We start from the raw sequence: 24,427 nt of genomic DNA, 5'->3' as shown, positions 1-24,427 counted from the left end.
CATCATCACATTATCACATCATCACATCATCTTAAATTCCTCACCGAAACATCCGGTTTCTCACCTTGTGGAACAATAAAGATTGCATTATCACTGATGGTATCTCCCGGATCAAAATAATAACTTCCTGTTACAGGAATCATATTGGTGGTGTATTTCCCGGATTTATCATATGCGGAATAAGACACATTGATCATCTGGACTTTCATCTTCAGTTCAATTTTTTTGGAAGTCAGTTTGGCCCCTGTTGCATTGATGCAGTCGAGTTCTACAAGTCCCATATTGCTCACAATCTGAGGGTAAGAAGACAGTCTGATATTATACCCTTTATCGGAGGTATTTTTTACAGAAGCTGAAACTTTATAGCGGTCGTAAGGCTTTCCGCCTGCTTCCACGCTTTCTTTGTTTAAAATGTTAAAAGTAACGCTCATACCATTGATTTCTATAGTCTGGCCATCGGAAATTTTTTGTGCATTCGCGTTGATTCCGAGGAGTAAAGAAACGGATAGACTGAGGAAAAAAAACAAATTTTTCATAGTGTAGTTTTTAATTTTTACAATACCTTAAATTTAAGCATTATCAGCCTTGTGCGTTGAAATAAACGAGGAAATTATTTTCTTCGCCTTCAATGTATAAATAATCATAATCTATACCCAGCTGATATTCATACCTTCCAACGTTAACATTCTGAAAATGGAAAATTCTCTTTTCTTTGGTGAAAGATTGTAAAGAATGATAAAAGCTTTCCAGATTTTCCAGCCCGTCCGGATTGATATTCTTTGACCTTTCACGCCCAAAGAACCACTTATGTATTGTTTTTTTGAATTCATGTTCAGTGATTGGGTGTACTGTCAGTTCCTTATTATCTTTTAAAGCAAAGTGGGTTCTCATGAAATCCGGAGCATTTATGGAACGATCAAATGCAACGATATCAAATTCATAAAAATAATTGGCGCTGGGATTATTTCTCAAAGCATGAGAAGATAAAATCTCTTTTAAAAAATTTAATGTAACCATATGTTTTTATACTATTTATCGAAAACTTTGAATTCAGTTCTTACTATGTCCAGTAATTCTTTAAAGGAAATTAGCTCATCAACACTAGGGTAAATTTTTAAGTAGGATTCAGGATTATCGTATTTAAATTGATTTTCTTTTTTATCATTTTTTATTTTTACATAATAAGAAACCCCGTCCAATATAGTTGATGAAGATTTTGAAGACATAATTTCACCATCTTCCGTAAAATATTCTTTATTTTTCTTTTCTAATTTATACTGAATACTTTTCCACTGGGGAAGATGTAAAAGATCGGTATCAAGAATTTTTACCCAAACCAAATCTATGTTTTTTGGTGAATTTGTATAATGTTTTTGAATTGCTATCTGTTGATTTCCTGTTGATTCTGTTTTGTATAATTCGCAGGTCCAGTTTTCCATATCATCCTGAGATAGCCTAAACATTTCTAATCCGGCTGAAGTTGCCTGCTTGCTGTAAATTCTTACTTCATGTTTGTTGAAGGGTAAGTTTTCTATCTTTAAAATTTTGTTATACTCATTGATATTCTGTGAAAATAGAACATCACAACTTAAAAATATAAAAAAGAATACTAAAATTTTATCCATGAAAGTAAATTGCTTGTATGTAAGTGAGGTTTTTGAATGTGAAATTCAATTGTTAGTCTCTGTTTCATCAATAGGAACGGGCTTTAGCCCGTTCAATGAATAAAACAAAATCAATTGGCTTTAGCCAAAACTTAAATTCAACTCTTTTACACCTTTTGCGGTTCAGAAACAGCCTCTTTATCCAACATAATCTCTTTATGCTCCTTACCCCATTTTTCAAATTCCAGGATGATGGGTTTTAGCTTATAACCGATCTCTGTCAGCTCATATTCCACACGGGGCGGAACTTCAGCATACACGGTTCTGGTGATAATTCTATCTTCTTCCAGTCTGCGGAGTTGCAGGGTAAGCATTCGTTCTGTGATATTGTTCAGCTTTTTTCTGAGCTCTCCGAATCTTAACTTTCCGTTGATAAGATAGCAGCAGATGGCAAGCGCCCACTGTCCGCCGATGGTATTGGAAGCATAGATCTCCGGACACTCGTCGGAAAGCGCTTTTTTATTGGCAAAATTGGTGGATGTTTCCTTTATTTTAGTCATTACTTACATTTTTTATAGTACCATACAATTGGGCATTACTATTTTAAATGTAAGTTACGTATATTATTTTTGCTGAAGAAAATTTAAACAGAAAAATGAAAACATTAGTAATAGTCATTCATCCTGATATTGAAAAATCGGTGATCAATAAAAGATGGATAGAAGAATTAAAAAAATATCCTGAAAAATATACCGTTCACTCCCTGTACGAATCTTATCCGGATGAAAAGATTGATGTAGAGAGAGAACAACAGCTGATAGAGTCTTATGACAGAATTGTCTTCCAGTTTCCGTTTTACTGGTTCAGCAGTCCGCCGCTTTTGAAAAAATGGTTTGATGAGGTGCTTCTTTACGGTTGGGCCTACGGTAGTAAGAGCGGTTACAAAGTCGGAGGTAAGAAGATGTCACTGGCCGTTACCGCTGGAATAGATGAAGAAGGCTATAGCGAATCCGGAAAGTACAAATATACCATGAATGAGCTTTTCCGTCCTTACGAACTGACTTTCGACTATATCAAAGGAGATTATAAAGAGCCTTTTGTGTACTATGGAATCGAAAATGATCCTTCACAGGAATGGATTGAGAGCAGTGTGCCGATGTATCTGGAATTTTTGGAAGGTTTGTAATTTAATCTGAGTTTGGGATAATAAGAGAGAATGAAGAGTATAGAACAAAGAACAAAGAATAAAGAGTATAGAACAAAGAAAGAGCAAAAATGGTCATATTAGATCGAAATAAAAGCATTGAGATGATAAGACTGAAAAAATGAGGATTGGAATTATTTTTTTCTTGTGATAAGATTTAATACCTTGATAAACTGACAGATATTTCTCGATGGGTTCCTATATATTCAATAGGGACGGGCTTCAGCCCGTCTACAAGATATACACATTGCAAAAGGCTTTAGCCAAAACTGAGACACAAGGATTTTCCTTAGATCTTTATTAAAAAAAAATTAAAAGAAATTGTTAAATACTTCTTATCCCGAACTCAGGTTAATTTAATCTTTTGATTTATTTTTGATGAAATAAATAATCATTCCAGTAAGTGAAAAAATAATTCCCAATGCAAAAAAGGGCAGCCAAAAAATAAAACAAAACTCCGCTAAGCTTCTGACTATTGGTGAAAAGTTTCCTCTGGCAGTAAACATTCCTGCCCCAATTAAAAACATGATGACAGAAAGGGGAAACATCACTACTCCGCAAAGGAAAAAGTACTTACCAATTGATCTTAATTTCATAATCTATATTTTTTGTTAAACTCATATAAATCTATAGCTTCATCCTGAAAATAGGCCTTGAATTTATTTGAGAGTTTTTCATCTTTGAATTTAACGATGGTATATCCACTGTCAAATGCTGTAATTTCGAGATAAGATTCTTTAATCAAATATTGATCGGTTTTCCATACATTTTCATCTTCTGCAGATAAATTTGAAATAAGGTTGAAATCCAATTGTATATTTTTGGGAACAGCAGAAATAATTCCCCAAATTATTTGAGTCCGGGATCGATAAATTACACTAAACTCTTCTCTGTTTAAAATAAAATAATCTTGATCAAAATGGATTGGTAGTTGATCATCTGCCATGAAATCAAGATCTGTCATGATCCAATCGTAATCAATAAGGTCTTCCCAGATAGGTTTTAAAACTTCATGAAGGTTTGTGTGACATTCTACCGTTTTTGTGCTTCTGATCACCCAGTTCATATTCAGATCATTAATGTATTGAATTGTTTTCACTCCCATCCCGGGCCGTTTTTCTCATCACATTCTGTCACATTGCCCCAATGAGAATATTCCAACGGTGGAGCTCCATCCTCAGAAAGCCTGTACATTTCATAAAAATAATCAAAATATTCAGGGTTTAAATCCGTATAATCCGGCAACTCCGGGTCATGCACTTTGATTCTTCCGTTTTCAATGGCTTTCCAGAACAACTTTTGGTTTTCCTCTGTCAGGCTTCTGGTATCCAGATGCCGGTTGATCCATTCATCGGTGCGGGCGCTGTAAAAGCCGTAGCCACTTTCTGCTCTTTCATATTCGTTCTCGTCTTCGGGAGGGATTTGAAGTTCCAGCCATTCTGCCAGTGGCTTCCCGTTTTCGATAAAACCCAGTTCCTCAATCGCAATCCGAATAATATAATCGTAGCCCGTCCATCTTCTGGAAAAGCATCTTCCGTCTTTAAATATAATAAAACAACTGGCCATTATTAGATTTTTAAAATAAGATTAAATTTTTATTTATAATGCTGGTAAAATTTGTTGTCAAAAATTTCCTGAGGATCATACTTTCTTTTCATAGCGAAGAAGGAGTCAGCCTGAGGATATACTTTCCTCATCTTTATCCTGTCGATATGGAGACGGTAGGGCAGATAAAACGTTCCTTCATTTTTAAGAGTAACATCTACCAGTTTGTTAGTCAGGATCTTCATAGCGTCTTCCTGTTTTGCCGTTTTCTTTTGGTTAAATAATAAGACAAACCCGAAAACATTTTCCCTTGCATAGTTCATGTAGCTGTCTTCATCTTTATTCACTGCGCGGATTGTTATATTAAGAAGGTCCAATTCTGAATTTTTGAGAATTGGCTTGATAGCTTTGATAAACTGGTTGAAATTCCTTTCCGGGATAAAATATTCCTGCAGCAAATCCGTGGAATTGGGGTCTTTATTTTCAATGAGAGAAACATGGCCGTCAAGAAGTTCATTTCTCGTATAGACAATATTTTGAGCCATTTTGCTGAGGTTGGTTTCCAGATCCCAGCGAAGCCTTTTTCCATATTCACTGTTGACGGTGCTCCGGAAAACAAGACGTTTCGTTTCTTCACTTTTTGCATTTTTAGCGGTAATTGATGACGGTTTTTCATCGGTCTTTTCAAAATAGTTGATCGTGGCTTCTTCAAGAAAATGCTTATCGGAAATCCTTAACCTTCCAAAAACAAGACTGACTTCCGGACGATCAGCAATAAGCCTTTTATAATCATTCGTATAGTCATCAGATTTTAAACGGACATACCGGTATTTGAGGTTTGTATTATCCACCACTTTTAATTTCACATCCAAAATAATCCCGAACAGACCATATCCTCCGATCACCAGTTTAAACAGCTCAGGATTCTCCTCCCTGCTGCAGTTGATAATTTCACCATTGTGATTCATTAATGTAAATGAAACAACACTTGATCCAACCGGGGGAATGTTTTTCTGCCATCCGTGACCGTTCACACTTACAGAACCGCCTATGGAAAAAGAGCTGAAAGCCTGCATCACGGCAATTGATTTTCCTTTTTTATCGAGGTATTGGATAGCATCTTCCCAAAGAGCACCCGAGCCAATGGTAAGGATATTATTCTTAGCATCCAGTTCCATATGTTTATACGGAAGCATATTCAGCAAAATACCGTTTGGGTAAATCGTGTGTCCGCCCATACTGTGCTGAGCTCCGGCAATGGATATTTTTAATTTCTTTTCCTTAGCATATTTCAGAATCTGGCGCAGCTGGTTTTCGATCTCTGTTTTTGAAGAAGGAACCTTTATTAAAGTGTCTATTTTGGTTAAATTCAGCTGACTCACATCATTCGCATAGCCTTTCGGTGTTTCAGTCTTAAGATCAGGCTCATTCCACTTCGTTCTGAGAACGTGAATAATGGGGATAGAAATAAGGACAAGGACGATTACAATCCCGATGGCAAAAAAATATCTTTTCTTCATTGACAATATTAAACATCTAAAATACTCAAAATTCCTTATCCCACCGTCGGTGTATCCTCTTCCTTCAGGATCTTTTTCTCCTTCATGGAAAGCATCATTCTTTCGTATTTGTATTTTTCCCAATCGAACTGATTCAGGAAATCCAGGGCAGCTTGAAAACCTCTGTTGAAAAGATCTTCTTTTTCCTCTCTTTTCATAAAGAAATTCAACCAGCTGCTCGTTCCGCAATTCACGGTTTGAATACTGTAAAGACGGTAAAAACTGTGTTTGGTTAAAAATGATTTGTCGTTAAATCCTTTTAGTGTGCTGATGATGTTTCCCGCATAAGAAAAAGGCGTTTTGAGGATTTCTTCGCTCGTTTTTCCTTTCTCAGACAGGATATCTGAATCGCTGGTAAGCTGCACCCCGAAAAGCGGCATTCTCGGATAAAAGACATCGCTGGCATGAAAAATATCGATCGGGAAGTTGGAGATACTTCCGCCGTCAATGAAAATTCCGGCAGGGTAGATATCCTCTGGTTTTGTGTTCATCCAGAATTTCCAGGCGTATTTCACTGAGCTGTCATCCTTATCGATGCGTTTCTGGAAAGGCTCAAAAAAGAACGGAACAGACATAGAAGCTCTTACAAATTCGGCTGGACTTACGTGCTTCAGTTCTTCTTCAGACCAGTATAAATTGGCCATCGTAGGAAGTTCTACTTTGATCTTTGCATTGATATCCGTCGTGATAACGACATATTCCGAGCGAAGCTGGTAAAACGGATTGTTTTTATAATAATCATTGTTCACGGCACTTTCATAAAATATCCTGTAGCGTGTCTGGTCGATATGTTCCAGGTTTTTATTCTTAATGGCTTCAATGCTTTTTAAAGCGATGGTGTAATATTCCTGTGTATTTCCGTAACGGTAATTAAGGTTAAGGCTCTGTTCTTTCTGAATAAATTTTTCATTAAGTTCAGCCACCGTTTTAATGCCGAAACCGTCCAGAACACTTTGCATGGTTTGTAAAAAAGTATTCCCGGGATTGAATCCACTGTTCTGTTTCCGGAAATCATTGTAGAATTTTTTAATACAGAAAAAGGCGATAATCACCGGAATTAAAGGAATCAGAAAAAGGAGTTTCGCATTCAGCGTGGTTTCCGGTCTGGAGGCAAAAGGAATGATCACGAGGATCACCATAATAACAGCTAAAATAATCGCATTGATCTTAAAGAAATCCTTATTGTTCAGAATCGCATGAATGGTGGTTTTTACATAAGTCTTTCCATCCATAAAGTCTGCAAAATTCCAGCTGAAAAGAATATCCTTGATGACTTCACTTTTAGCTTCCTCTTTGGTCTTACAGGCGGCAATAAGCATGGTATTGATGGCTCCGGCACTGGTTCCCGCCACTTTTAAGAACCGAACACCAAAGATCTCTAACCCATAAAGGTAACCCACCAAAGCACTTCCCCAGACCCCTCCTCCTTCCTGAACAAACTCTACATACTGGCTTCCCTGTGCATCCAGCAGATCGGAAAACTCCTTTAACGAAATATGCTCATGCAGGGCAGCGAGTTTATCCTTAGATTCCCGGGAGAGTACATTTTCTTCAAGAATTTGGTTTAAGATTTCAGTTTTCATGGGTGATTGGGTGTTTGGTATTTGTACTTGGTCTTTGTCTTTGTTGGTTTTCGCAACGGCGCAAAGTTTTTATTACATTAAACTGTTTTTAAGGGCTAGGATTTTATCTCCGATAAAATTGTATACCGTCATTGTGAGGAGCTATACGACGAAGAAATCTCTAAAATATTTTATTGTTTCGTAAATCTGAGATTGCTTCACCTGAAGGTTTACAATGACGAAAGTATTTTTTAATACTTATCCCATGGGAAAATAGCTGAAAATCTTTGATTTTCTTGCGCCTTAACAACATAAACATTTTTAATTCCTTGCGCCTTTGCGAAAACCAACAAAGACAGAGTTTTAAATACTGTTTAAAGTTAGTCACAAATCCTTATTCCCATCCAAGTGTTTTCACCCTTTATTTTACCACTGTTTTCGCCTCGCATAAATAAAGGTGCAGATCACAACCAAAGCCATAACCCCAACGGTGATAAAGTATCCGTATTTATGATGCAGCTCAGGCATATTCTCGAAATTCATCCCATAAAGACCAGCGATAAAGGTGATCGGTAAGAAATATACCGAATAAATAGCCAGAACTTTCATGACCTGATTCGCCTTCTGATCCGAAAGCGCAAGAAACATTGAAATAAGGTTGGTGATCTGAATATTTAAATGATCAAAATCCGCCACAACATCCTTGTGCTTATCTTTTAAATCGACAATCTCTGAATCCTGAAGATTTAAGAGTTTGAATTTATCTACTGCATCGGTTGAAATGGTCAGTACCCGTGAGTTCAGCCCGGATTTTCTTTTCAGTTTATACAGTCTTCTGATTTGGTTGGTATGGTTGGTGTTTTTGAGGAAAATTTCGTTTTCGATATTATCCATCGTTTCCAGAAGGCTGATGGACTCATCATCAAAGCTCTTCATAATCAGAAGGGCGATCATTAAAGCGATCTTTGAAGGGGGAACTTCTGTCTGGATGGCAGAAATCTGTTTTTTCGTTTCTAAAATACTTTTCGTTTTCATCCTGTGGATGGTGATGATGGTATTTTCCAGCAGAAAGATCGCAATCTTCGTACTGATATCGCTTATGGTATTGAGGTTTTTTCTTTCCAGCTCGGTGCTTTCGCGAAGGAGGAAGAATTTTACACTGCCATCTTCTTCGTATTTCGGAAGGTGGTTCGGATCCATGGTATCTTCCAGCAGAAGATTGTTGATCTCATATCTTTCGTGAAGAAATTTCAGGTCTTCCGCAGTGGGAGCCTCTACATCTACCCATTCACATTGGGAATCTCTGTATATCGTGTCGATTGGCATATAATAAAAATACTAATATTTTGAAAAACTATGTGTTAAATAATTTTATCTTTGCCAAAATTAAAAAAACTATATGATTAAAAGTACAATAAAAGGGATTGGATTTTATGTTCCGGACAATGTTGTTACGAATGATGATTTAGCAAAACTGATGACCACCAATGATGAATGGATTACGGAAAGAACGGGCATCAAAGAAAGAAGACACAGACAAAACAGAAACGACTCTCAGGAAACCACTGCCTATTTAGGATTCAAAGCTTCTGAAAAAGCTCTTGAAAAAGCAGGACTTACTGCTCAGGATATAGATTATATTGTTTTTGCGACGCTTTCTCCGGATTATTATTTCCCGGGTTGTGGCGTTTTACTTCAGGATATGCTGGGATGTGATACCATTGGTGCTTTGGATATCAGAAACCAATGTTCAGGGTTTGTATATGCGGTAAGTGTAGCCAATGCTTTCATCAAATCCGGAACGTATAAAAATATTCTGGTAGTAGGGGCAGAGATCCATTCTTTCGGACTTGATTTTTCTGATGAGGGAAGAGGGGTTTCAGTGATCTTCGGAGATGGAGCAGGAGCGATAGTGCTTTCAGCGACTGAAGATGCCAATGCAGGAGATATTTTAGCGGTGAATATGCATTCTGAAGGGAAATATGCGGACGAATTGTGTACCCAGTTCCCCGGTTCTAAATTCGGATGGAGCGACAGAATGAGAAAAGAACCTGAAAATGTTACCGATAAAGAAGTATATCCGATCATGAACGGAAATTTTGTGTTCAAGCACGCGGTAACGAGATTCCCTGAGACGATGCAGGAAGCATTGGATAAAGCAGGAAAAACTATTGAAGATCTGGATATGTTCATTCCTCACCAGGCGAATCTTAGAATTGCCCAGTTTGTACAGCAGAAATTTGGACTTCCGGACGAGAAAATTCACAATAATATTCAGAAATACGGAAATACAACGGCGGCTTCTATTCCTATTGCTTTAAGTGAAGCTATTGAAGAAGGAAAGATCAAAAGAGGAGACCTGGTACTGCTTTCAGCATTCGGAAGCGGATTTACATGGGGAAGTGTTCTGTTCCAATATTAATCAGACGAAATCATGAAACTGCTATCATTATATTTGATAGATGGTTTAAACATAAAAAATCCGCAGAGCAAAGCTCTGCGGATTTCTTTTTTATACTTTATTATTTAAAGGCTTTTCAGTAACTTTTCAGTGTCTGTAGAATCTTCTCCTGTGCTTTTTGCCAGCTGAACAGACTTTTCAGCCCACATCTTGGCATTTTTCTTATCTCCGATTTTGTTGTAAAGATTCGCTAACGTATCCGTATTGGCATAGTTTTCATTTTTCTTTACAGATTCCTGAGCCCAAGCTACTGCTTTTTCCAGAGAAGCTTTGCTGCTTACGTTTTCAAAGAAGTTCCATGCTAAAGAGTTTAATTCTTCAGAACTTGCTGCAGAATAATCTTTGTATAGCTCTATCGTTAATTTCTCATAAGTAGGAATATCTTTATCCTTCAGAGCTCTGCTAGCTTTCACTTTTTTCAGGAACTTTTCAGACTCCTCTTTGGTCATGAATTTTTGAGTCTCTGTTAAGAAATAGCTGTCATTCCAGGTTTTTGTGTCTGCGTTATAAGATTTCTTAACTGCTGTATTCAGTTTTATATTTTTGTCAAATTTCGCGTACTTCTCTTCAGGGAGGATTTTGATAATTTCCGCTTTTTTGTTCTGGAATATTTTATACAAAGGGCTTTCCGTACTCTGCACTCCTGAAAGAAGCATTTGTACATCTTCCTGATCAAGGGTTGTTTTTTGTTGGAAATAACGGTCCAATACTCTTCCAGCCAGTTCAGAATCATTATAGATGGTAAGTCCGGCAAGGTTTTTTAGAAATTCAGGATCTTTTTCTCCTTTTTCAAATTTTTGCTTTAATGCGGTCAGTCTTTTATTCGGATCTTCAGCGTCTTTAGCAAACTGAATGAAGTCTTTCTCTTCTACATACCCTAGCGTTCTGTGTACTTCCTCTCCGTCACCATTGATGAAAAGATACGTAGGAAATGCTTTTACATTATATTTTTTGGCAAGACCTATTCCTTCTCCTTTTTCCATATCAATTTTGGCGTTCACGAAATGGGAGTTGTAAAAATCTCCAACAGTCTGAAGCGGGAAAATATTTTTCACCATCAATTTACATGGTCCGCACCAAGATGCATAGGCATCCACAAATACCAGTTTGTTTTCTTTTTTTGCCTTCGCCAGAATAGCAGCGAAATTGCTGTCTTCAAATTTAATTCCTTGTGCAAATGCTACTGCAGCTATAAATAAAGAAGAAAATATTGCTAATTTTTTCATAAAACTTTTTATTGATTACAAATGTAATAATTATGCGATTATATAAGTAGCTGGAAATTGAAAATAGTTACGGGAAATTTTATTTTTAATATATATTAATTCTATTTAATGTGAAAATTGTTGATGATGTGTTATTAAATTAAATAATATTCTTGTTTTTAGTTAAAAAAATTAAATAATTGAAGAATATTTTAATAAAATATAAAATATTAGTAGCTTTGTAAAAAACAAAAAGACACCCATGAAAATGATGAATTATTATAAAATCCAAATAATAATTTATTTTTTTATGCCTAAAAGTCTGCTAAAACTTTTGTTTTTGTTCATTACTGCTGTCCCCATCTGGGCTCAGAAAAAATACGGCTTCGATCAGATCTGTGAAAGAACCTCTATTCAAACAGCACAAAAAGATATTCCGGGAGCCCTGAAAACTGCAGATTCGCTGTACATGACTGCACAAAAACCTTTAGATAAGGTGAAAAGCCTTCTTCTTTCTGCTGAATTATATCACTCCGCCGGAGAATTCAAAAAATCTATATGCTACGGTGAAAATGCCCATTCTCTTTTAAGTCAGATTAATGAGGTTGAATGGTTTGCCCGTGTGAATGAATTTCTGGCTAAAGAATACCGCCTGGTGGGGCTTCATGAAAGATCAAAAAAGTATACACTACAAGGCATAGAAGCAGCCAAAGGCATCACCGATTCTCAAAAAAGAGGGGAAATACTCGGACTTTTGAATCAGGAAATGGCCTATTATGAAATGGAACGGGGTAGCTATTCTGATGCAGTGAAATATATTCAGTATTCATTAGACTCTTTTGAAAAAGATAATCCCCAGGATAATGAAAGGGCTGTAGCAGCTTCCTACCAGATTCTTGGAGATGTCTATTTTAAACTTAAAGATTATACGGTTTCTGAAAGCTATTACCGTAAAGCAGAATCGATGCTTAAAAATAAATGCTGTGTACTCGGATTGGTCTATAACGGAATGGGAGGTATTCGTTTGAAACAGAAAAACTGGAAAGATGCCGAAACCTATCTTAAAAAAGCCGAAAACATAGCAGACAGTTCCAAAAGTCTTAAGCTTAAAAAAGCAGTCTATTCCAATATCAATGATTATTATGAAGGAACGGGAGATAATTTTAAAGCGTCCTTGTATGCCGTAAAATATGTAAGAGCCTACGACAGTCTTACCGCCCGAAGCCGAGAAGTCTCACTTAGTGGCCCGGAAACTTTGGTAAAACCCAGTAAAAAAAGCTCACAGATCAGTATTGTAAAAAATGCAGCCATTATTGTATTGCTTGTTACCCTTATTGGAATTGTTATCTTTTTTAAAACAAAACAGAGAAAACAGCGCTCAAAATTCCGGAATATTATCAGAACTCAGCTTCAAATGATCAGTTCACGCGGTGAATCTAGCCCATTAAAAACAGAAAATTCCGATTTTTCCAATATTTCCGTAGAAGAAGTGGACGACAGGGTAGGTGGATCTGATAAAAGAAGAAATGAATCCCTGATGACCTCCGAAACAGAGGCAAAACTCCTGGAACTTCTTGAAGAATTTGAGAAAGGAGACCTGTATAACAATAAGAATATGTCGCTGTCCTTCCTGGCCGCGGAACTCAATACCAATACGAAGTATCTTTCCTATGTGATCAATCAGCATAAAAATGCGGATGTGAAAACCTATGTCAATCGTCTGAGGATTAACTATATTGTGGATAAGCTGATCAATGATGAAAAGTACAGACAGTATAAAATAAGTATCCTTGCAGACGAGTGCGGCTTTTCTTCACACAGTAAATTTGCGTCTGTCTTCAAGGCCGTGACCGATTTTTCTCCATCATCTTATATAAAATATCTGGATGCTGAAAATCAGTCAGATAAAAATGTTCATTTTCCGGAAAACACTTAAGAATCAGATTGTTTTTAGAAATTGTGTCTTTTCATTTTCATGAAAACAGATAACCTATTGTTTTATGTAAGACCTTCGCATCTATATCTTTGCGCCAGCTTTATGGGAATGAATCTACTGCATTTGTCACTCATTTTTTAATCTGTTTATTCCCATTAAAGCAGAACTGCGCTCAGCCATCTAAATACTAACACTGAAAATTACTAGACGGTATAAAATATCTGCCAACTATTTTATACAAAAAAACCATGAAAACTTTTAACTAGTAAATTAAACGGATGAAGACAACTTTAACGGTCGTGTTGGCATCTGTATTCTCTAATGCTGCTTTTGGGCAGATAGGAATCAATACAGCTGTGCCGATTGCGAGTCTGGACATCGTCGCGAAAAGAAGTGACGGATCCACAGCTGAAGGGGTATTGCCCCCAAGGCTTTCAGGAGATGAGATTAAGGCAGCTGATCTCCAGTACACAGAGAGTCATGCAGGAACCATTATTTATGCTTCGGCAGCAGTAAGGGTACCCAGCAGCAAAACGGTGAATATTACAGCCACCGGGCTCTATTATTATGACGGAAAAATGTGGCAGAGAATGCTGCCGGGGGATCCCAGAAAAATGCATCCCCAGTCTGCAGGAGATATTAAAAACTCTGTGCAGCCGTCAGATCACAACGGATGGTATCTGCTTAATGGAAGGTCAGTTTCCTCTCTTCCATTACCGGCACAGAATTCAGCGGCAGGCTTAGGCTTTACGACGAGTCTTCCGGACGCAGCAGACAGGGTTCTAAAAACAAGAAATGGTGCCGAGCTATTGGGAAGCCATGGCGGGAATAATACGATGACGATTACCCGCTCGAATCTTCCGGATATCAATCTGACAGGTGTGGTAAGCGGAACTGCAGAAAGTGCAGGCGAACATACCCACGGATCAGGAGAAGGAGGTTTCCTGCTTGGAGGTACAGATGTAGGAAATAATGGTTCCGGCCATTATCAGGGGAACAATGAATCTTCCTCCTGGGGCGGAGTCGGGCTGATGAGCAGTACAGCCACTTCCGGGGCTCATATTCATGCACTGTCGGGGATTGCAACAGTTCCTACAGGAGGAATAGGGGCATCTATGGATAACAGATCTGCTTATCTGGTGGTCAATACCTTTATCTATCTGGGTGAATAATCCGGGGACGATAAAAGATTTTATAATACAATCGGGGTTGATTGCCCGGTTTTTTTCAGTCAAGTTTTTTTAAGTGCAAATCCGCAGTGTAGCTGCGGATTTGTTATTTTATTTAGTCTTTAAAGTGTCTGTTTTTACTTTGGCGGAGTCAGGGGAAGGCGGAACCGGTTCAGAATTGGCAACGGCGGAATCGCCCATTTTATTTCTCAGAGAGTCTTTATTGTGTTCGTCTTTGAACTCTTCTCTTTTTTCCTTGTTCTGAGCACAGCTTCCTAAAAACATAACGCCTAGAATAGCTCCTATCCATAATTTTTTCATAATAGTTAATGTTTGAGATTTAATACAATCAAATATAGAAAAATAATAAGAGTTTTGTAAGAGTCTGTTGTATATTCTGAGAAAATTTTGTTTCGATGTAATAAATAGCGTATTTCTGCTACTTATTATAAAATCACAAGTATCTTGAAAATGACGCTGGAATTATTTAAACCTAAGAATCCTGCATTGGCAGCCTATATGGAAGGATACTATTTCCTGACCAAAGAAGCCGGTGATAAAGACATGGAATATCTTACATTCCCGAATAATTACAGCATTATTTCTGTCTGTGAAGGCATAGAAATGGAATTTGGACCCAACAGTGTGATTGCCAACAGCACCACAAACGGAAAATTTATATCCAGTCTGATCTGCCATTATAAAAAACCGATCAGGGTGTCTATTAAAGGCAGTATCAACGAAATTACATTCTATTTTAAACCTTTAGGACTGAATGCTTTTCTCAAAAAACCACTTAAGCAGTATACAGATACTTTCTTCAACAGTTTTATGCCCTTTGATGACTATAAAACATCGATGATCAGCATCCTTCACGAAAAGGATTTCGAGCAAAGAAAAGAGATGATAGAGGAATATTGGTTGTCTAAGTTTGAAGGCTTCAGCCATCCTTTTCTCGGTAAGCTGGCTGACGACATGGTTTCCGATCCCGAAATTTCCCTTGCAGAGCTATCTGCCCAATACAAAACAAGCAGGCAGACCGTGAACAAACTCTTTGATCTTCATCTTTGCAAAAGCCCCTCTGATTTCAGGAAAATTCAGCGGTTCAGAGAAACCCTGCTCAGCAGTATGGATAAGAAAATAAGTATGACGGAGCTTAGCTATGACCATCTTTTCTATGATCAGTCCCACCTTATTAAAGATTTTAAATCATTAACGGATAGTACCCCGAAGAAGCTTTTTCAGAATGTTTCTTTTTACCAGGATGGGAGTGTTAACTGGTTTTTTCTCTGAGGTTTACATTTTTACAATTTTTTAATCTTTTAGCTTTCTATTTTTGATTAAATAAAAAACATGATCAATTATGGAAAATAATATTAATAAAAGATTAGTCTTTCTGTTTACATTTTTCTCAGCGATGATCTTTGCTCAGGAAACCTATCTCTGGAAAATCACTTCAAAGAACGGAAAGCATATTTCGTATTTTTTCGGGACGATGCATATGGCCGGAGAAACTTTTTATAACCAGTATCCGATATTGGATCAATCTCTGAAGTCCAGTGATATTGTGATTACGGAAACCGAGATCAAAAGGGATAAAATAATTGATGAATTTAATAGCCGTACAGAGACCAATGACCTTGAGGAAAAACTTTCCCCTGAAGACTATGCAAGGTTGCAAAACATCTTTAAAAATACCGGAATAGATATCAAAAAACTGAAACGGGACGAGATCGTAAAAATCATGCAGCAGAGAATCTGGAACTCGGGATGCAGCGGTTCAGACCAGTATATGCTGGATGGCTATATTCAAAAACAGGGCGAAGACCACGGCAAAAAGCTGATCTATCTGGAAACCTCAAAAATGCAGAAAGACTATCTTCAAAATGCAAAGGAGCCCAAATACCGCTCTGGAAACGCCGCGATAAAATGGACCCTGAACAAATATGAAAAAACAATGGCTTCCAATGACAAAAAATGCAGAGGTATGCAGAACGACTATCTGAATCTGAAAGACCAATATATCTTTAATAAATCCTGTGAAAGCCTCAGCAAAGGAGATCAGATCATTGTGACCGAGAGAAATGGCAAATGGATGGAGATTCTTCCAGGCTTAATCGAAGAGAATAATGTTTTTCTGGCTGTTGGATTAGGACATTTTTCCTATACCTGCGGGCTGATCGAGAAGTTTAAAGGTTTAGGATATTCCGTAGAACCGATTCCTATGAAATTATAAAACAAAAAAATCCGCAGAGCTTTCATCTGCGGATTTTCCATATTTAGATTAAACATCTGTTCGTATCTATTTAGCCGGAACTACTGTTGCCGTTGAATCTACTTTGGTGGTAGCCGGGTCAGGATTCATCTTTTTGACAGATGCCGTATCCGTTGCTGCCGGTTGTATGGTCTGTGTATTCACTGCCGTCGAATCCGAATTCTTCGTCGACATGGTAGATTCCTTGGTTCCGCAGCTCACAGCGACTATTCCTAAACCAAAGGCTGCTAACAATAACTTTTTCATAATATTTTATTTTTAGTGTAGTACGTAAAGTTCAATAACCATTCCTAAACGGTAGGGTAAACTATTAAAACATAGATAAAGTTTGTTAAAAGGTGTTAGAGAATGGGGGAGGAAGTGGGAATTGTGAGATTGGAAGATGGAGGAGGGAAGATGGAAGTTACTATTGGACATTAATTTTAACGGTTTCCATAGAATTTGATAAAAGTTGTTTAGGAAAAACATTAATGAGGTTTGGAATAGCTGTGCTTTGAGCCTCCATAACTTCCCTCATCCATCTTCTATCTTCCTGACATTATATGATGGCAGCGTGCTCTGGACAGTTGATCCTGATCTCTTTATAAGCCAGCGGCATCTGAAGTAATTTGCAGTAATGACCTTCATCACTGATTCTGTAATGGCTGCAGGTAAAACACATTCTTTGTACGGTAATGATGCCGGCTGTATTTAATCCCTGAATGATTTTCAGTAATCCATCCAGCATCATTTCTTTTTGTTGAAGACTAAGAGAACTAACCGGGTTCTCAATGGATCTTGTGAAATCAGCTGACTTTAAGGCCATAATCCTGCCGCTGTCGGTTAAGCTTAGCGTATAACTTCTGGAATCCAGTAGATCACTTTTTTTATCAATCAGGCCTTTCTGTAAAAGAGATTTTACACTGTCACTGATTGTAGGCTTACTCATGTTGAATTCTTTAGCCAGATTGCTTATTCTGCATTTTTCAGTTGGCTGGAAGAGTAAGAAAATCAGGATTTGTATTTGTATCGGGCTTAGCGTATTCAGTTTGCTCTCGTTCCAGAGCAATACTCGGAAGGCCTCTGAAAGACGCTCTAAAGCCACAACAATCTTGCTGTCGATCTCGTGGTTTTGCTGGTTCAGGTCAAAGGGTGAATGGATCATTTTATGGTATTCTGTGAGTGTTTAAAGCCTTTATAGGTTAATTATTTTGAATGTTGAAATTTAACAAAAACTTTCAGCAAAATAATCTTCACTGAAAGTATATTTGAATAGTTGTGTTTTTGAAATTAGTTACATCCCTCCATTTCAATGATATCATATCCTTTTTGATCTATCTTATTTTTTATATCCGGAGTGGCTTCCTCCATATGGCATAAGTTGCATTCTTTCGCGGTAAGAGCCTGTCCCTGCTGTCCTTTTTGGACCAGATAGTTTTGCCCGTGTTCAAAAATAGTTTTTGTATCGTTGATGTGATCCGGAACCAGAATATCAAAATGCATCACGGTTCCGTCTTTTTTAGTAACGTAAGTATCCCAAACGGCAATTTTCATTGTATTTTTTTTAAGGTTAATTATAAAGCAGGAACGGCACCTATCATCGTAAAATGTTAGGAATGGGCCATTCCTGCTCCTGTTTTTAGTAACAGATGAACTGAATCATCTCTATTATTTTACCTTGTAGGGTAAAGAAAGGTTCTTGGAAAGCACACTGTAGACATTATAAACCCCCAACATTGGCTTATCCATAGACATGCCTCCTTCCGGAGCAGAGACCTGAAGATAGCAGGCAACAGCGTCATAATTAAAGCTGACTTTATTATTAATGCGGTATGCCGGTACAGAAACACGGATCGCATTATTCTGAGTCACCACCGGAAATCCCGGTGAATCCATATACATAGGCATATCCGGAGCGGTCTTAGGTTTTGTTATGGGATCTGCTTTCTTGTATTCCTTTACCGAAAGGCCTCCTTTTACCCTTTTATCCTGTACCAGAACCACCCAGTGAGGATGCCATACAATGCCGTCGTTATCAAACTTGCCATCTGCATTTTCATCCCAGAGCGGGCTGTCATCAAAATCCGGATGTGAGGTTAAAGCAAGTGCTACAATTCCTTCAGTAGGGCTGAAACCTACATCTTCAGGCTTCAGTGTCGTAGGGAAAACGTATCCCAGTACAGGAGCCATATCGAGTTTACCGACTGGAGTGGGAACTGTTTTACCGGCCTTACCTTCAACAATGATCTCAAATTCAAGGGTTCCGTATTTTTTATTGTGGGTAACCTGTGCCGATTTGATTTTGAAATCTTTTGAGTCTTCATACTGCTTGCAGTGATCACAGGCAAAAGCTGTGGTGAAAGAGATGAAAGCAACAATTGTTAAAAATTTTTTCTTCATTTTTTCAATGTTTTCAACCTTCTTACTGTTTCACGTCTTCAATGGAAGCTCCAAAATTGATATGAAGTACATTCCCCTGAGGAGTGACCAAAGCCGGTACAGATTTTACACCTGCCTTTTCCGCTTTTTCAATACTTTGCGGATTGTCTCCAAGATGAATGATCTCTATGTTCTCTGATCCGATAAGGTTAACAATGTCGTGTTCTGCGCTAATGCATACAGGACATCCTGCATGATAAAAAACTGATTTACTCATAATTCAATGGTATTTAATTAAGGCATTATTGCCATGACAAATGTAGTTAGGATTACTAACTTAAATGACTGGACTATGAGGATATAAAAATACTGGACTGTTTATGATGTGGCAGATGATGGGTTGCAGGTGTGGAGAGAGTTATGAGTTATGAGTTATGAGTTATGAGTTATGAGTGAGGAATTTACACTCCGATAGTATTACTCATTACTTATTGCTCATTACCCATAAAAAAAGCCCCGGAAGAAATTCCAGGGCCTATATTACTCATTGCTCATTACTCATTACTTATAACTCATAACTCATAACTCTTATCCCAGGTATGGGTATTTGTAGTCTTTTGGAGAAACGAAAGTTTCTTTGATACTTCTTACAGATGTCCATCTCAGTAAGTTCATTTTAGAACCTGCTTTGTCATTGGTACCTGAAGCTCTACCACCACCGAAAGGCTGCTGTCCTACAACGGCACCTGTTGGTTTGTCATTGATATAGAAGTTTCCTGAAGCGTTTTCCAAAGCTTTGAAAGCTTCGTTGATCGCGTAACGGTCTTGTGCGAATACAGAACCTGTCAGTGAATAAGGAGACGTAGAATCTACCAGTTTCAATGTTTCTTTCCAGTCCTGATCTTCATATACATAAACAGATAGGATAGGTCCGAAGATCTCTTCTACCATACTTTCGTAATGAGGATTTGTAGTTTCGATTACCGTTGGGTGTACAAACCATCCTTTAGAATCGTCAACTTTTCCACCGATTGCTATTTCAGCCTCACCGGAAGCAGTTGCTCTGTCGATGTATCCTTTACATTTTTCGAAAGAATTTTTGTCAATAACTGCGTTAACGAAGTTTGATGGATCTTCAGGAGAACCCACTTTAATTGAGTTGATCTGAGTTTCCATTACTTTTTTCACATCAGCCCAAAGAGATTTAGGTACATACGCTCTTGAAGCTGCAGAACATTTCTGTCCCTGATATTCGAAAGAACCTCTTACCAAAGCAGTCGCTACAGCTTCCACATTAGAAGAAGGGTGAGCGATCACGAAATCTTTTCCACCTGTTTCTCCAACGATTCTTGGATATGTTCTGTAGTTATGGATATTGTCACCGATCATTTTCCACATTCCCTGGAATACTTTCGTAGATCCTGTGAAGTGAAGACCTGCAAAATCCGGATGTGCCAATACTTTCTCAGCCGTTTCTTTTCCGTCTGTGAAAACCATGTTGATGACCCCTGCAGGAAGACCCGCTTCGATTAATACATCCATGATCACTTTTGCAGAATAAACCTGCTTGTCAGAAGGCTTCCAAACCACTACGTTTCCAAGCATAGCCATACACGTAGGTAAGTTCCCTGAAATTGCTGTAAAGTTGAAAGGCGTTACTGCAAAACAGAAACCTTCCAATGGTCTGTACTCTACACGATTCCAGATTCCGCTGTCGGAAACCGGCTGCTCAGAATACATCTCCGTCATGAATTCAACGTTGAATCTTAAGAAATCGATAAACTCACACGCAGCATCAATTTCAGCCTGGTGTACGTTTTTAGACTGTCCGATCATCGTTGCTGCGTTGATTACGTCTCTGTAAGGTCCTGCTAAAAGATCAGCTGCCTTTAAGAAAATAGCTGCACGGTGTTCCCAGCCCAGTTCGTTCCATTCTTTTTTAGCTGCCAATGCCGCGTTGATGGCGTCATCTACATGCTGCATGGTACCTTTATAGTAAAACCCGAAATCATGCGCATGATCCTGAGGAGACTGAAGCTGAACTTTCTCGTCCGTTTTCACTTCTTTTCCATTGATGAACATTGGAATTTCTATCTTCTCAGCCCACATTTTTTTGTAAGTGGCGATAAGGCTTTTAACTTCTGGAGATCCTGGTACATAAGAATTTACCGGCTCGTTTACTGCAAATGGTACTTGCGAAATTGCTTTTGACATATTATGTTGTATTATTTTAAAATTATCAATATGTTGGTATACAAATTTACAATAATTAACGCAAAGAAAAAAAATCACGTCTCTTTATACCGTGAAATTTGTCATGAGCTAATAGTTAAAAAATATCTTTTTCAATCAACGGAAAATGACAGGTTTCAGCATTTTATTAACCAGGTTTTTTAGAGTTATTGCGAGGGTGTACCGGTTTAGAACACTTATATAAATGAAAACATCAAAACATGTGTCCCAGTTGTGTGATTTCTCTGAACGGCTGTTGGAAAGGAGTTTGTGAATAAACGATCACTGGGAAGAAGCCGTGTTTGTCTCGATTTTGAACATTTTAAATGATCTTTTTGATAGCTGCAGGATAGGGGATTGTCTAATTTTACACCATCAATGACTGATATGAAAACCAGAGTCTTATTATTCTCTTTCGTAATGTTCTTTTCCGCTTTATGTGCAGGTCTTTTTGCAGGTAACGGGAAAACTCAGTCATATCTTGAGGCTTCCTCAAAAATACACCTCGTTAAACATGCAGACCAGCAGGGTCAGCCGGAGATTTACAGTGTTTCGGATGATCAGGATGCACAGGATTCCAATGATGTTGAAAAAGTAAAATTTGATTATTCTATCATTACCCAGCAATGGCTGAACTTTTTCTTCTCCGGTTATTCTTACGAAACCAAAGCGGTGGCCATTCAAAACCGCGTCTACATTACGGCACCACGGTACATTCTGTATCATGCCCTGCAGATTGCGGGCTGCTAATCTTTTCCCGGACTTTTTATGAATTCTGTGATTTGTATTTGAATACAGATCCATAAGAATCATACCCTGTTTTCAATAGGTTTAAACCCATCTATTTGTCTTTTCCAAAAGGCAGACAGGATTTCCCTATATCCAATTTAAAATCCAATACTATGCACTTAACACCGAGAGAATCGGAGAAGCTGATGCTGTTTCTGGCAGGAGAGCTTGCTCTGAAAAGAAAGGCCAGAGGTCTTAAACTTAACTATCCGGAATCTATCGCACTCATCAGCCATTTTCTGCTGGAAGGCGCCAGAGACGGGAAAAAAGTAGCCGAGCTGATGCAGGAAGGCGCTCATCTTCTTACCAAAGACGATGTAATGCCCGGAGTTTCAGAAATGATCCATGATGTACAGATCGAAGCCACTTTTCCGGACGGAACCAAACTGGTCACCGTACACAATCCAATCCGTTAATACAAATCTCTATTATGATACCAGGAGAAATTTTTGTAAAAGAAGGAACTATTATCTGCAATGAAGGCAGAGAAACAGTTAAAATAAAAGTAGTCAATACAGGCGACCGTCCTATTCAGGTAGGTTCCCACTTTCATTTTTTTGAAGTGAACAAAGCCATGAGCTTCAACCGTGAGAAAGCCTTTGGAAAGAGACTGAACATCGTAGCAAGTACTGCCGTGCGTTTCGAACCGGGAGAAGAAAAAGAAGTGGAATTGGTAGAAATTGGTGGCACCAAAAAAGCCATGGGATTCAATAACCTTGTCGATGGTCAGGTAGATTCCGGAGATCAGAAAAAAGCAAGTCTTGCCAAAGCTGAAGCATTAAACTTTAAAAATCAATAACATGAGCTTACCTATAGACAGAAAACAGTACGCCAATATATTGGGACCTACAGCCGGCGACCGCATCAGACTGGGAGATACTGAAATCATCATCGAAATAGAAAAAGATTTTACCCATTACGGAGACGAAGCCGTTTTCGGAGGCGGAAAAACCGTTCGTGACGGAATGGGACAAAACGTGACCGCAAAAAGAGACGATGGAGTTCTTGATCTTTGCATTACAGGAGCTGTGATCATCGACCACTGGGGAATTGTTAAAGCTGATATCGGCATCAAAGACGGAAAAATCATCGGCATCGGAAAAGCTGGAAATCCTGATACGATGGATGGCGTTTCTCCGAATATGATCATCGGAGCTTCAACGGAAGTGCATGGCGGAAAAGGCTATATCGTAACAGCTGGAGGAATAGATACTCACATCCATTACATCTGTCCGCAACAGATCGAAACCTCTTTATACAGTGGAATTACCACGATGATTGGAGGAGGAACAGGCCCTAACGACGGAACCAATGCCACAACAGTTACTCCCGGGAAATTCAATATGCAGAAAATGCTCGAGGCAGCTGAAGAATATCCTATGAATCTTGGTTTCTTCGGAAAAGGGAACTGCTCGGCAGAAGAACCGATTGAAGAACAGGTTGAGGCAGGCGCATTAGGCGTAAAGATCCATGAAGATTGGGGTGCAACACCGGCCACCATCGATGCGGCATTGAAAGTGGCTGATAAATATGACGTTCAGGTTGCTATTCATACTGACACATTGAATGAAGGTGGTTTTCTTGAAGATACGATGAGAGCCATCAACGGAAGAGTGATTCACACATTCCACACAGAAGGTGCCGGAGGAGGTCATGCTCCGGATATCATTAAAGCCGCCATGTATCCGAACGTTTTACCCGCTTCTACCAATCCGACACGTCCTTATACAATCAATACCATCGACGAACACTTGGATATGCTGATGGTATGCCATCATTTAAGTAAAAATATCCCTGAAGATGTAGCTTTTGCAGATTCAAGAATCCGTCCTGAAACCATTGCAGCGGAAGATATCCTTCATGATATGGGTGTTTTCAGCATTATGAGCTCAGATTCCCAGGCGATGGGAAGACCCGGCGAAGTGATCACCAGAACATGGCAAACGGCGAGTAAAATGAAGGAGCAGAGAGGGAATTTAGAAGAGGATAAAGATTCGGAAAATGATAACTACAGAGCCAAAAGATATGTAGCAAAATATACCATCAATCCTGCCATTGCACATGGTATTTCGGAATATGTAGGATCTCTTGAAGTAGGAAAACTGGCTGATCTTGTGATCTGGAAACCGGCATTATTTGGAGTAAAGCCTGAGATGATTTTAAAAGGAGGATTTGTGATCGCTGCCAAAATGGGAGATCCTAATGCTTCTATTCCTACGCCGCAGCCTGTGATTTACAGAAATATGTTCGGGGCGCATGGAAAGGCAAAATTCGGAACCTGTGCGAACTTTGTTTCCCAGATCTCTATCGACAACGGAACGATTGCATCCTATAAACTGGAAAAAATGATCCTGCCGGTGAAAAACTGCAGAAATATTTCTAAAAAGGATTTGATCCACAACGATAAAATACCTGTCATTGAAGTGAATCCTGAAAACTACAAAGTAACGGTAGACGGTGAATACATCACCTGCGAACCGGCGGAGAAACTTCCTTTGACACAGTTGTATTACTTGTTTTAATCTTGA

General features: G+C 38.4%; 27 protein-coding genes. 10 read left to right on the top strand and 17 right to left on the bottom strand.

What is annotated here, in order from left to right; all coding sequences use genetic code 11:
- Positions 1-26: 26 nt before the first annotated feature.
- The 4 genes from BM143_RS03835 to BM143_RS03820 form a co-directional block, all read right to left on the bottom strand.
- Positions 27-536 (bottom strand): hypothetical protein, encoded by a 510-nt coding sequence (locus BM143_RS03835; protein WP_090023136.1) that lies wholly within the window; start codon positions 534-536, stop codon positions 27-29.
- 43 nt (positions 537-579) lie between these two features.
- Positions 580-1,017 carry a hypothetical protein gene (locus BM143_RS03830; protein ID WP_090023133.1) on the bottom strand — a complete coding sequence of 146 codons (438 nt, stop codon included), beginning with the start codon at positions 1,015-1,017 and terminating at the stop codon, positions 580-582.
- A gap of 11 nt (positions 1,018-1,028) precedes the next feature.
- A complete protein-coding gene (locus BM143_RS03825; RefSeq protein WP_090023131.1) occupies positions 1,029-1,625 on the bottom strand; it encodes a hypothetical protein in 597 nt (198 codons plus the stop codon).
- A gap of 146 nt (positions 1,626-1,771) precedes the next feature.
- Entirely contained in the window at positions 1,772-2,164 is a 393-nt protein-coding gene (locus BM143_RS03820) for a winged helix-turn-helix transcriptional regulator (protein ID WP_090023129.1), read from the bottom strand.
- Positions 2,165-2,259: 95 nt separating this feature from the next.
- Here BM143_RS03820 and BM143_RS03815 point away from each other — a divergent pair, with 95 nt between their 5' ends.
- Positions 2,260-2,790 (top strand): NAD(P)H-dependent oxidoreductase, encoded by a 531-nt coding sequence (locus tag BM143_RS03815; protein WP_090023127.1) that lies wholly within the window; start codon positions 2,260-2,262, stop codon positions 2,788-2,790.
- A 610-nt stretch (positions 2,791-3,400) separates the two neighbouring features.
- Here BM143_RS03815 and BM143_RS03805 read toward each other — a convergent pair.
- From BM143_RS03805 to BM143_RS03785, 5 genes are all read right to left on the bottom strand, one after another.
- Positions 3,401-3,913: a hypothetical protein gene (locus BM143_RS03805; RefSeq protein WP_090023125.1), complete on the bottom strand. Its 513-nt coding sequence runs from the start codon at positions 3,911-3,913 to the stop codon at positions 3,401-3,403.
- Complete coding sequence (locus BM143_RS03800; protein ID WP_090023123.1) at positions 3,904-4,374, bottom strand: hypothetical protein; 471 nt, start codon at positions 4,372-4,374, stop codon at positions 3,904-3,906. The genes BM143_RS03805 and BM143_RS03800 overlap by 10 nt, the downstream gene beginning before the upstream one ends.
- Before the next feature lie 29 nt (positions 4,375-4,403).
- Positions 4,404-5,873, bottom strand: coding sequence for an FAD-binding oxidoreductase (locus BM143_RS03795; protein ID WP_090023121.1), 1,470 nt, complete (start codon positions 5,871-5,873; stop codon positions 4,404-4,406).
- A gap of 35 nt (positions 5,874-5,908) precedes the next feature.
- Positions 5,909-7,495 carry a patatin-like phospholipase family protein gene (locus tag BM143_RS03790; protein ID WP_090023119.1) on the bottom strand — a complete coding sequence of 529 codons (1,587 nt, stop codon included), beginning with the start codon at positions 7,493-7,495 and terminating at the stop codon, positions 5,909-5,911.
- A gap of 405 nt (positions 7,496-7,900) precedes the next feature.
- Positions 7,901-8,800 (bottom strand): magnesium transporter CorA family protein, encoded by a 900-nt coding sequence (locus BM143_RS03785; protein ID WP_034729076.1) that lies wholly within the window; start codon positions 8,798-8,800, stop codon positions 7,901-7,903.
- Between the two features lie 73 nt (positions 8,801-8,873).
- Between BM143_RS03785 and BM143_RS03780 the strand changes: the two genes are divergently transcribed.
- A complete protein-coding gene (locus tag BM143_RS03780; RefSeq protein ID WP_034729079.1) occupies positions 8,874-9,896 on the top strand; it encodes a 3-oxoacyl-ACP synthase III family protein in 1,023 nt (340 codons plus the stop codon).
- A gap of 104 nt (positions 9,897-10,000) precedes the next feature.
- Here the strand turns inward: BM143_RS03780 and BM143_RS03775 are convergent, their stop codons facing one another.
- The gene (locus tag BM143_RS03775) at positions 10,001-11,161 is read right to left on the bottom strand and encodes a thioredoxin family protein (protein WP_090023117.1); all 1,161 of its coding nucleotides are present in this window, start codon (positions 11,159-11,161) and stop codon (positions 10,001-10,003) included.
- Positions 11,162-11,450: 289 nt separating this feature from the next.
- Between BM143_RS03775 and BM143_RS03770 the strand changes: the two genes are divergently transcribed.
- Both BM143_RS03770 and BM143_RS03765 read left to right on the top strand, forming a co-directional pair.
- The gene (locus BM143_RS03770) at positions 11,451-13,076 is read left to right on the top strand and encodes a helix-turn-helix domain-containing protein (protein ID WP_167375237.1); all 1,626 of its coding nucleotides are present in this window, start codon (positions 11,451-11,453) and stop codon (positions 13,074-13,076) included.
- Positions 13,077-13,354: 278 nt separating this feature from the next.
- The gene (locus BM143_RS03765) at positions 13,355-14,248 is read left to right on the top strand and encodes a hypothetical protein (RefSeq protein WP_090023110.1); all 894 of its coding nucleotides are present in this window, start codon (positions 13,355-13,357) and stop codon (positions 14,246-14,248) included.
- A 108-nt stretch (positions 14,249-14,356) separates the two neighbouring features.
- Here BM143_RS03765 and BM143_RS03760 read toward each other — a convergent pair whose 3' ends face one another.
- On the bottom strand, positions 14,357-14,566 hold the full coding sequence (locus BM143_RS03760; RefSeq protein ID WP_090023108.1) for a hypothetical protein: 210 nt from the start codon (positions 14,564-14,566) through the stop codon (positions 14,357-14,359).
- 150 nt (positions 14,567-14,716) lie between these two features.
- Between BM143_RS03760 and BM143_RS03755 the strand changes: the two genes are divergently transcribed.
- Both BM143_RS03755 and BM143_RS03750 read left to right on the top strand, forming a co-directional pair.
- On the top strand, positions 14,717-15,538 hold the full coding sequence (locus tag BM143_RS03755; RefSeq protein ID WP_090023105.1) for a helix-turn-helix domain-containing protein: 822 nt from the start codon (positions 14,717-14,719) through the stop codon (positions 15,536-15,538).
- Positions 15,539-15,608: 70 nt separating this feature from the next.
- Positions 15,609-16,481 (top strand): TraB/GumN family protein, encoded by an 873-nt coding sequence (locus BM143_RS03750; RefSeq protein ID WP_090023103.1) that lies wholly within the window; start codon positions 15,609-15,611, stop codon positions 16,479-16,481.
- Between the two features lie 66 nt (positions 16,482-16,547).
- Here the strand turns inward: BM143_RS03750 and BM143_RS03745 are convergent, their stop codons facing one another.
- From BM143_RS03745 to pruA, 6 genes are all read right to left on the bottom strand, one after another.
- On the bottom strand, positions 16,548-16,766 hold the full coding sequence (locus BM143_RS03745) for a cytochrome C551 (protein ID WP_090023101.1): 219 nt from the start codon (positions 16,764-16,766) through the stop codon (positions 16,548-16,550).
- Between the two features lie 292 nt (positions 16,767-17,058).
- A complete protein-coding gene (locus BM143_RS03740; RefSeq protein ID WP_090023099.1) occupies positions 17,059-17,664 on the bottom strand; it encodes a MarR family winged helix-turn-helix transcriptional regulator in 606 nt (201 codons plus the stop codon).
- 125 nt (positions 17,665-17,789) lie between these two features.
- A complete protein-coding gene (locus BM143_RS03735; protein WP_090023098.1) occupies positions 17,790-18,053 on the bottom strand; it encodes a DUF2024 family protein in 264 nt (87 codons plus the stop codon).
- A gap of 114 nt (positions 18,054-18,167) precedes the next feature.
- Positions 18,168-18,899, bottom strand: coding sequence for a hypothetical protein (locus BM143_RS03730; protein WP_090023097.1), 732 nt, complete (start codon positions 18,897-18,899; stop codon positions 18,168-18,170).
- A gap of 22 nt (positions 18,900-18,921) precedes the next feature.
- Positions 18,922-19,155 carry a thioredoxin family protein gene (locus BM143_RS03725; protein WP_090023094.1) on the bottom strand — a complete coding sequence of 78 codons (234 nt, stop codon included), beginning with the start codon at positions 19,153-19,155 and terminating at the stop codon, positions 18,922-18,924.
- 311 nt (positions 19,156-19,466) lie between these two features.
- Positions 19,467-21,092, bottom strand: a complete 1,626-nt coding sequence (gene pruA / locus BM143_RS03720) for an L-glutamate gamma-semialdehyde dehydrogenase (RefSeq protein ID WP_034729102.1) — start codon at positions 21,090-21,092, stop codon at positions 19,467-19,469.
- 405 nt (positions 21,093-21,497) lie between these two features.
- Between pruA and BM143_RS03715 the strand changes: the two genes are divergently transcribed.
- The 4 genes from BM143_RS03715 to ureC all read left to right on the top strand — a co-directional run bounded on the left by BM143_RS03715 (position 21,498) and on the right by ureC (position 24,421).
- Positions 21,498-21,860 (top strand): hypothetical protein, encoded by a 363-nt coding sequence (locus tag BM143_RS03715; RefSeq protein WP_139221978.1) that lies wholly within the window; start codon positions 21,498-21,500, stop codon positions 21,858-21,860.
- Positions 21,861-22,012: 152 nt separating this feature from the next.
- Complete coding sequence (gene ureA / locus BM143_RS03710; RefSeq protein WP_034728329.1) at positions 22,013-22,315, top strand: urease subunit gamma; 303 nt, start codon at positions 22,013-22,015, stop codon at positions 22,313-22,315.
- A gap of 14 nt (positions 22,316-22,329) precedes the next feature.
- Positions 22,330-22,698 carry an urease subunit beta gene (gene ureB / locus BM143_RS03705; RefSeq protein ID WP_090023090.1) on the top strand — a complete coding sequence of 123 codons (369 nt, stop codon included), beginning with the start codon at positions 22,330-22,332 and terminating at the stop codon, positions 22,696-22,698.
- Between the two features lies 1 nt (position 22,699).
- Entirely contained in the window at positions 22,700-24,421 is a 1,722-nt protein-coding gene (gene ureC, locus BM143_RS03700) for an urease subunit alpha (RefSeq protein ID WP_090023088.1), read from the top strand.
- The last annotated feature ends 6 nt before the right edge of the window (positions 24,422-24,427 follow it).

It is taken from the genome of Chryseobacterium oleae (assembly GCF_900115055.1).
Taxonomy (GTDB): domain Bacteria; phylum Bacteroidota; class Bacteroidia; order Flavobacteriales; family Weeksellaceae; genus Chryseobacterium; species Chryseobacterium oleae.
The sequence above is the reverse complement of the archived record's forward strand: the minus strand, read 5'-3'. Positions and strand labels throughout refer to the sequence as shown.

Coding starts and splice junctions, on each gene's coding strand:
- BM143_RS03835 (WP_090023136.1), bottom strand. CDS start 536: ATGAAAAATTTGTTTTTTTTCCTCAGTCTATCCGTTTCTTTACTCCTC.
- BM143_RS03830 (WP_090023133.1), bottom strand. CDS start 1,017: ATGGTTACATTAAATTTTTTAAAAGAGATTTTATCTTCTCATGCTTTG.
- BM143_RS03825 (WP_090023131.1), bottom strand. CDS start 1,625: ATGGATAAAATTTTAGTATTCTTTTTTATATTTTTAAGTTGTGATGTT.
- BM143_RS03820 (WP_090023129.1), bottom strand. CDS start 2,164: ATGACTAAAATAAAGGAAACATCCACCAATTTTGCCAATAAAAAAGCG.
- BM143_RS03815 (WP_090023127.1), top strand. CDS start 2,260: ATGAAAACATTAGTAATAGTCATTCATCCTGATATTGAAAAATCGGTG.
- BM143_RS03805 (WP_090023125.1), bottom strand. CDS start 3,913: ATGGGAGTGAAAACAATTCAATACATTAATGATCTGAATATGAACTGG.
- BM143_RS03800 (WP_090023123.1), bottom strand. CDS start 4,374: ATGGCCAGTTGTTTTATTATATTTAAAGACGGAAGATGCTTTTCCAGA.
- BM143_RS03795 (WP_090023121.1), bottom strand. CDS start 5,873: ATGAAGAAAAGATATTTTTTTGCCATCGGGATTGTAATCGTCCTTGTC.
- BM143_RS03790 (WP_090023119.1), bottom strand. CDS start 7,495: ATGAAAACTGAAATCTTAAACCAAATTCTTGAAGAAAATGTACTCTCC.
- BM143_RS03785 (WP_034729076.1), bottom strand. CDS start 8,800: ATGCCAATCGACACGATATACAGAGATTCCCAATGTGAATGGGTAGAT.
- BM143_RS03780 (WP_034729079.1), top strand. CDS start 8,874: ATGATTAAAAGTACAATAAAAGGGATTGGATTTTATGTTCCGGACAAT.
- BM143_RS03775 (WP_090023117.1), bottom strand. CDS start 11,161: ATGAAAAAATTAGCAATATTTTCTTCTTTATTTATAGCTGCAGTAGCA.
- BM143_RS03770 (WP_167375237.1), top strand. CDS start 11,451: ATGCCTAAAAGTCTGCTAAAACTTTTGTTTTTGTTCATTACTGCTGTC.
- BM143_RS03765 (WP_090023110.1), top strand. CDS start 13,355: ATGAAGACAACTTTAACGGTCGTGTTGGCATCTGTATTCTCTAATGCT.
- BM143_RS03760 (WP_090023108.1), bottom strand. CDS start 14,566: ATGAAAAAATTATGGATAGGAGCTATTCTAGGCGTTATGTTTTTAGGA.
- BM143_RS03755 (WP_090023105.1), top strand. CDS start 14,717: ATGACGCTGGAATTATTTAAACCTAAGAATCCTGCATTGGCAGCCTAT.
- BM143_RS03750 (WP_090023103.1), top strand. CDS start 15,609: ATGGAAAATAATATTAATAAAAGATTAGTCTTTCTGTTTACATTTTTC.
- BM143_RS03745 (WP_090023101.1), bottom strand. CDS start 16,766: ATGAAAAAGTTATTGTTAGCAGCCTTTGGTTTAGGAATAGTCGCTGTG.
- BM143_RS03740 (WP_090023099.1), bottom strand. CDS start 17,664: ATGATCCATTCACCCTTTGACCTGAACCAGCAAAACCACGAGATCGAC.
- BM143_RS03735 (WP_090023098.1), bottom strand. CDS start 18,053: ATGAAAATTGCCGTTTGGGATACTTACGTTACTAAAAAAGACGGAACC.
- BM143_RS03730 (WP_090023097.1), bottom strand. CDS start 18,899: ATGAAGAAAAAATTTTTAACAATTGTTGCTTTCATCTCTTTCACCACA.
- BM143_RS03725 (WP_090023094.1), bottom strand. CDS start 19,155: ATGAGTAAATCAGTTTTTTATCATGCAGGATGTCCTGTATGCATTAGC.
- pruA (WP_034729102.1), bottom strand. CDS start 21,092: ATGTCAAAAGCAATTTCGCAAGTACCATTTGCAGTAAACGAGCCGGTA.
- BM143_RS03715 (WP_139221978.1), top strand. CDS start 21,498: ATGAAAACCAGAGTCTTATTATTCTCTTTCGTAATGTTCTTTTCCGCT.
- ureA (WP_034728329.1), top strand. CDS start 22,013: ATGCACTTAACACCGAGAGAATCGGAGAAGCTGATGCTGTTTCTGGCA.
- ureB (WP_090023090.1), top strand. CDS start 22,330: ATGATACCAGGAGAAATTTTTGTAAAAGAAGGAACTATTATCTGCAAT.
- ureC (WP_090023088.1), top strand. CDS start 22,700: ATGAGCTTACCTATAGACAGAAAACAGTACGCCAATATATTGGGACCT.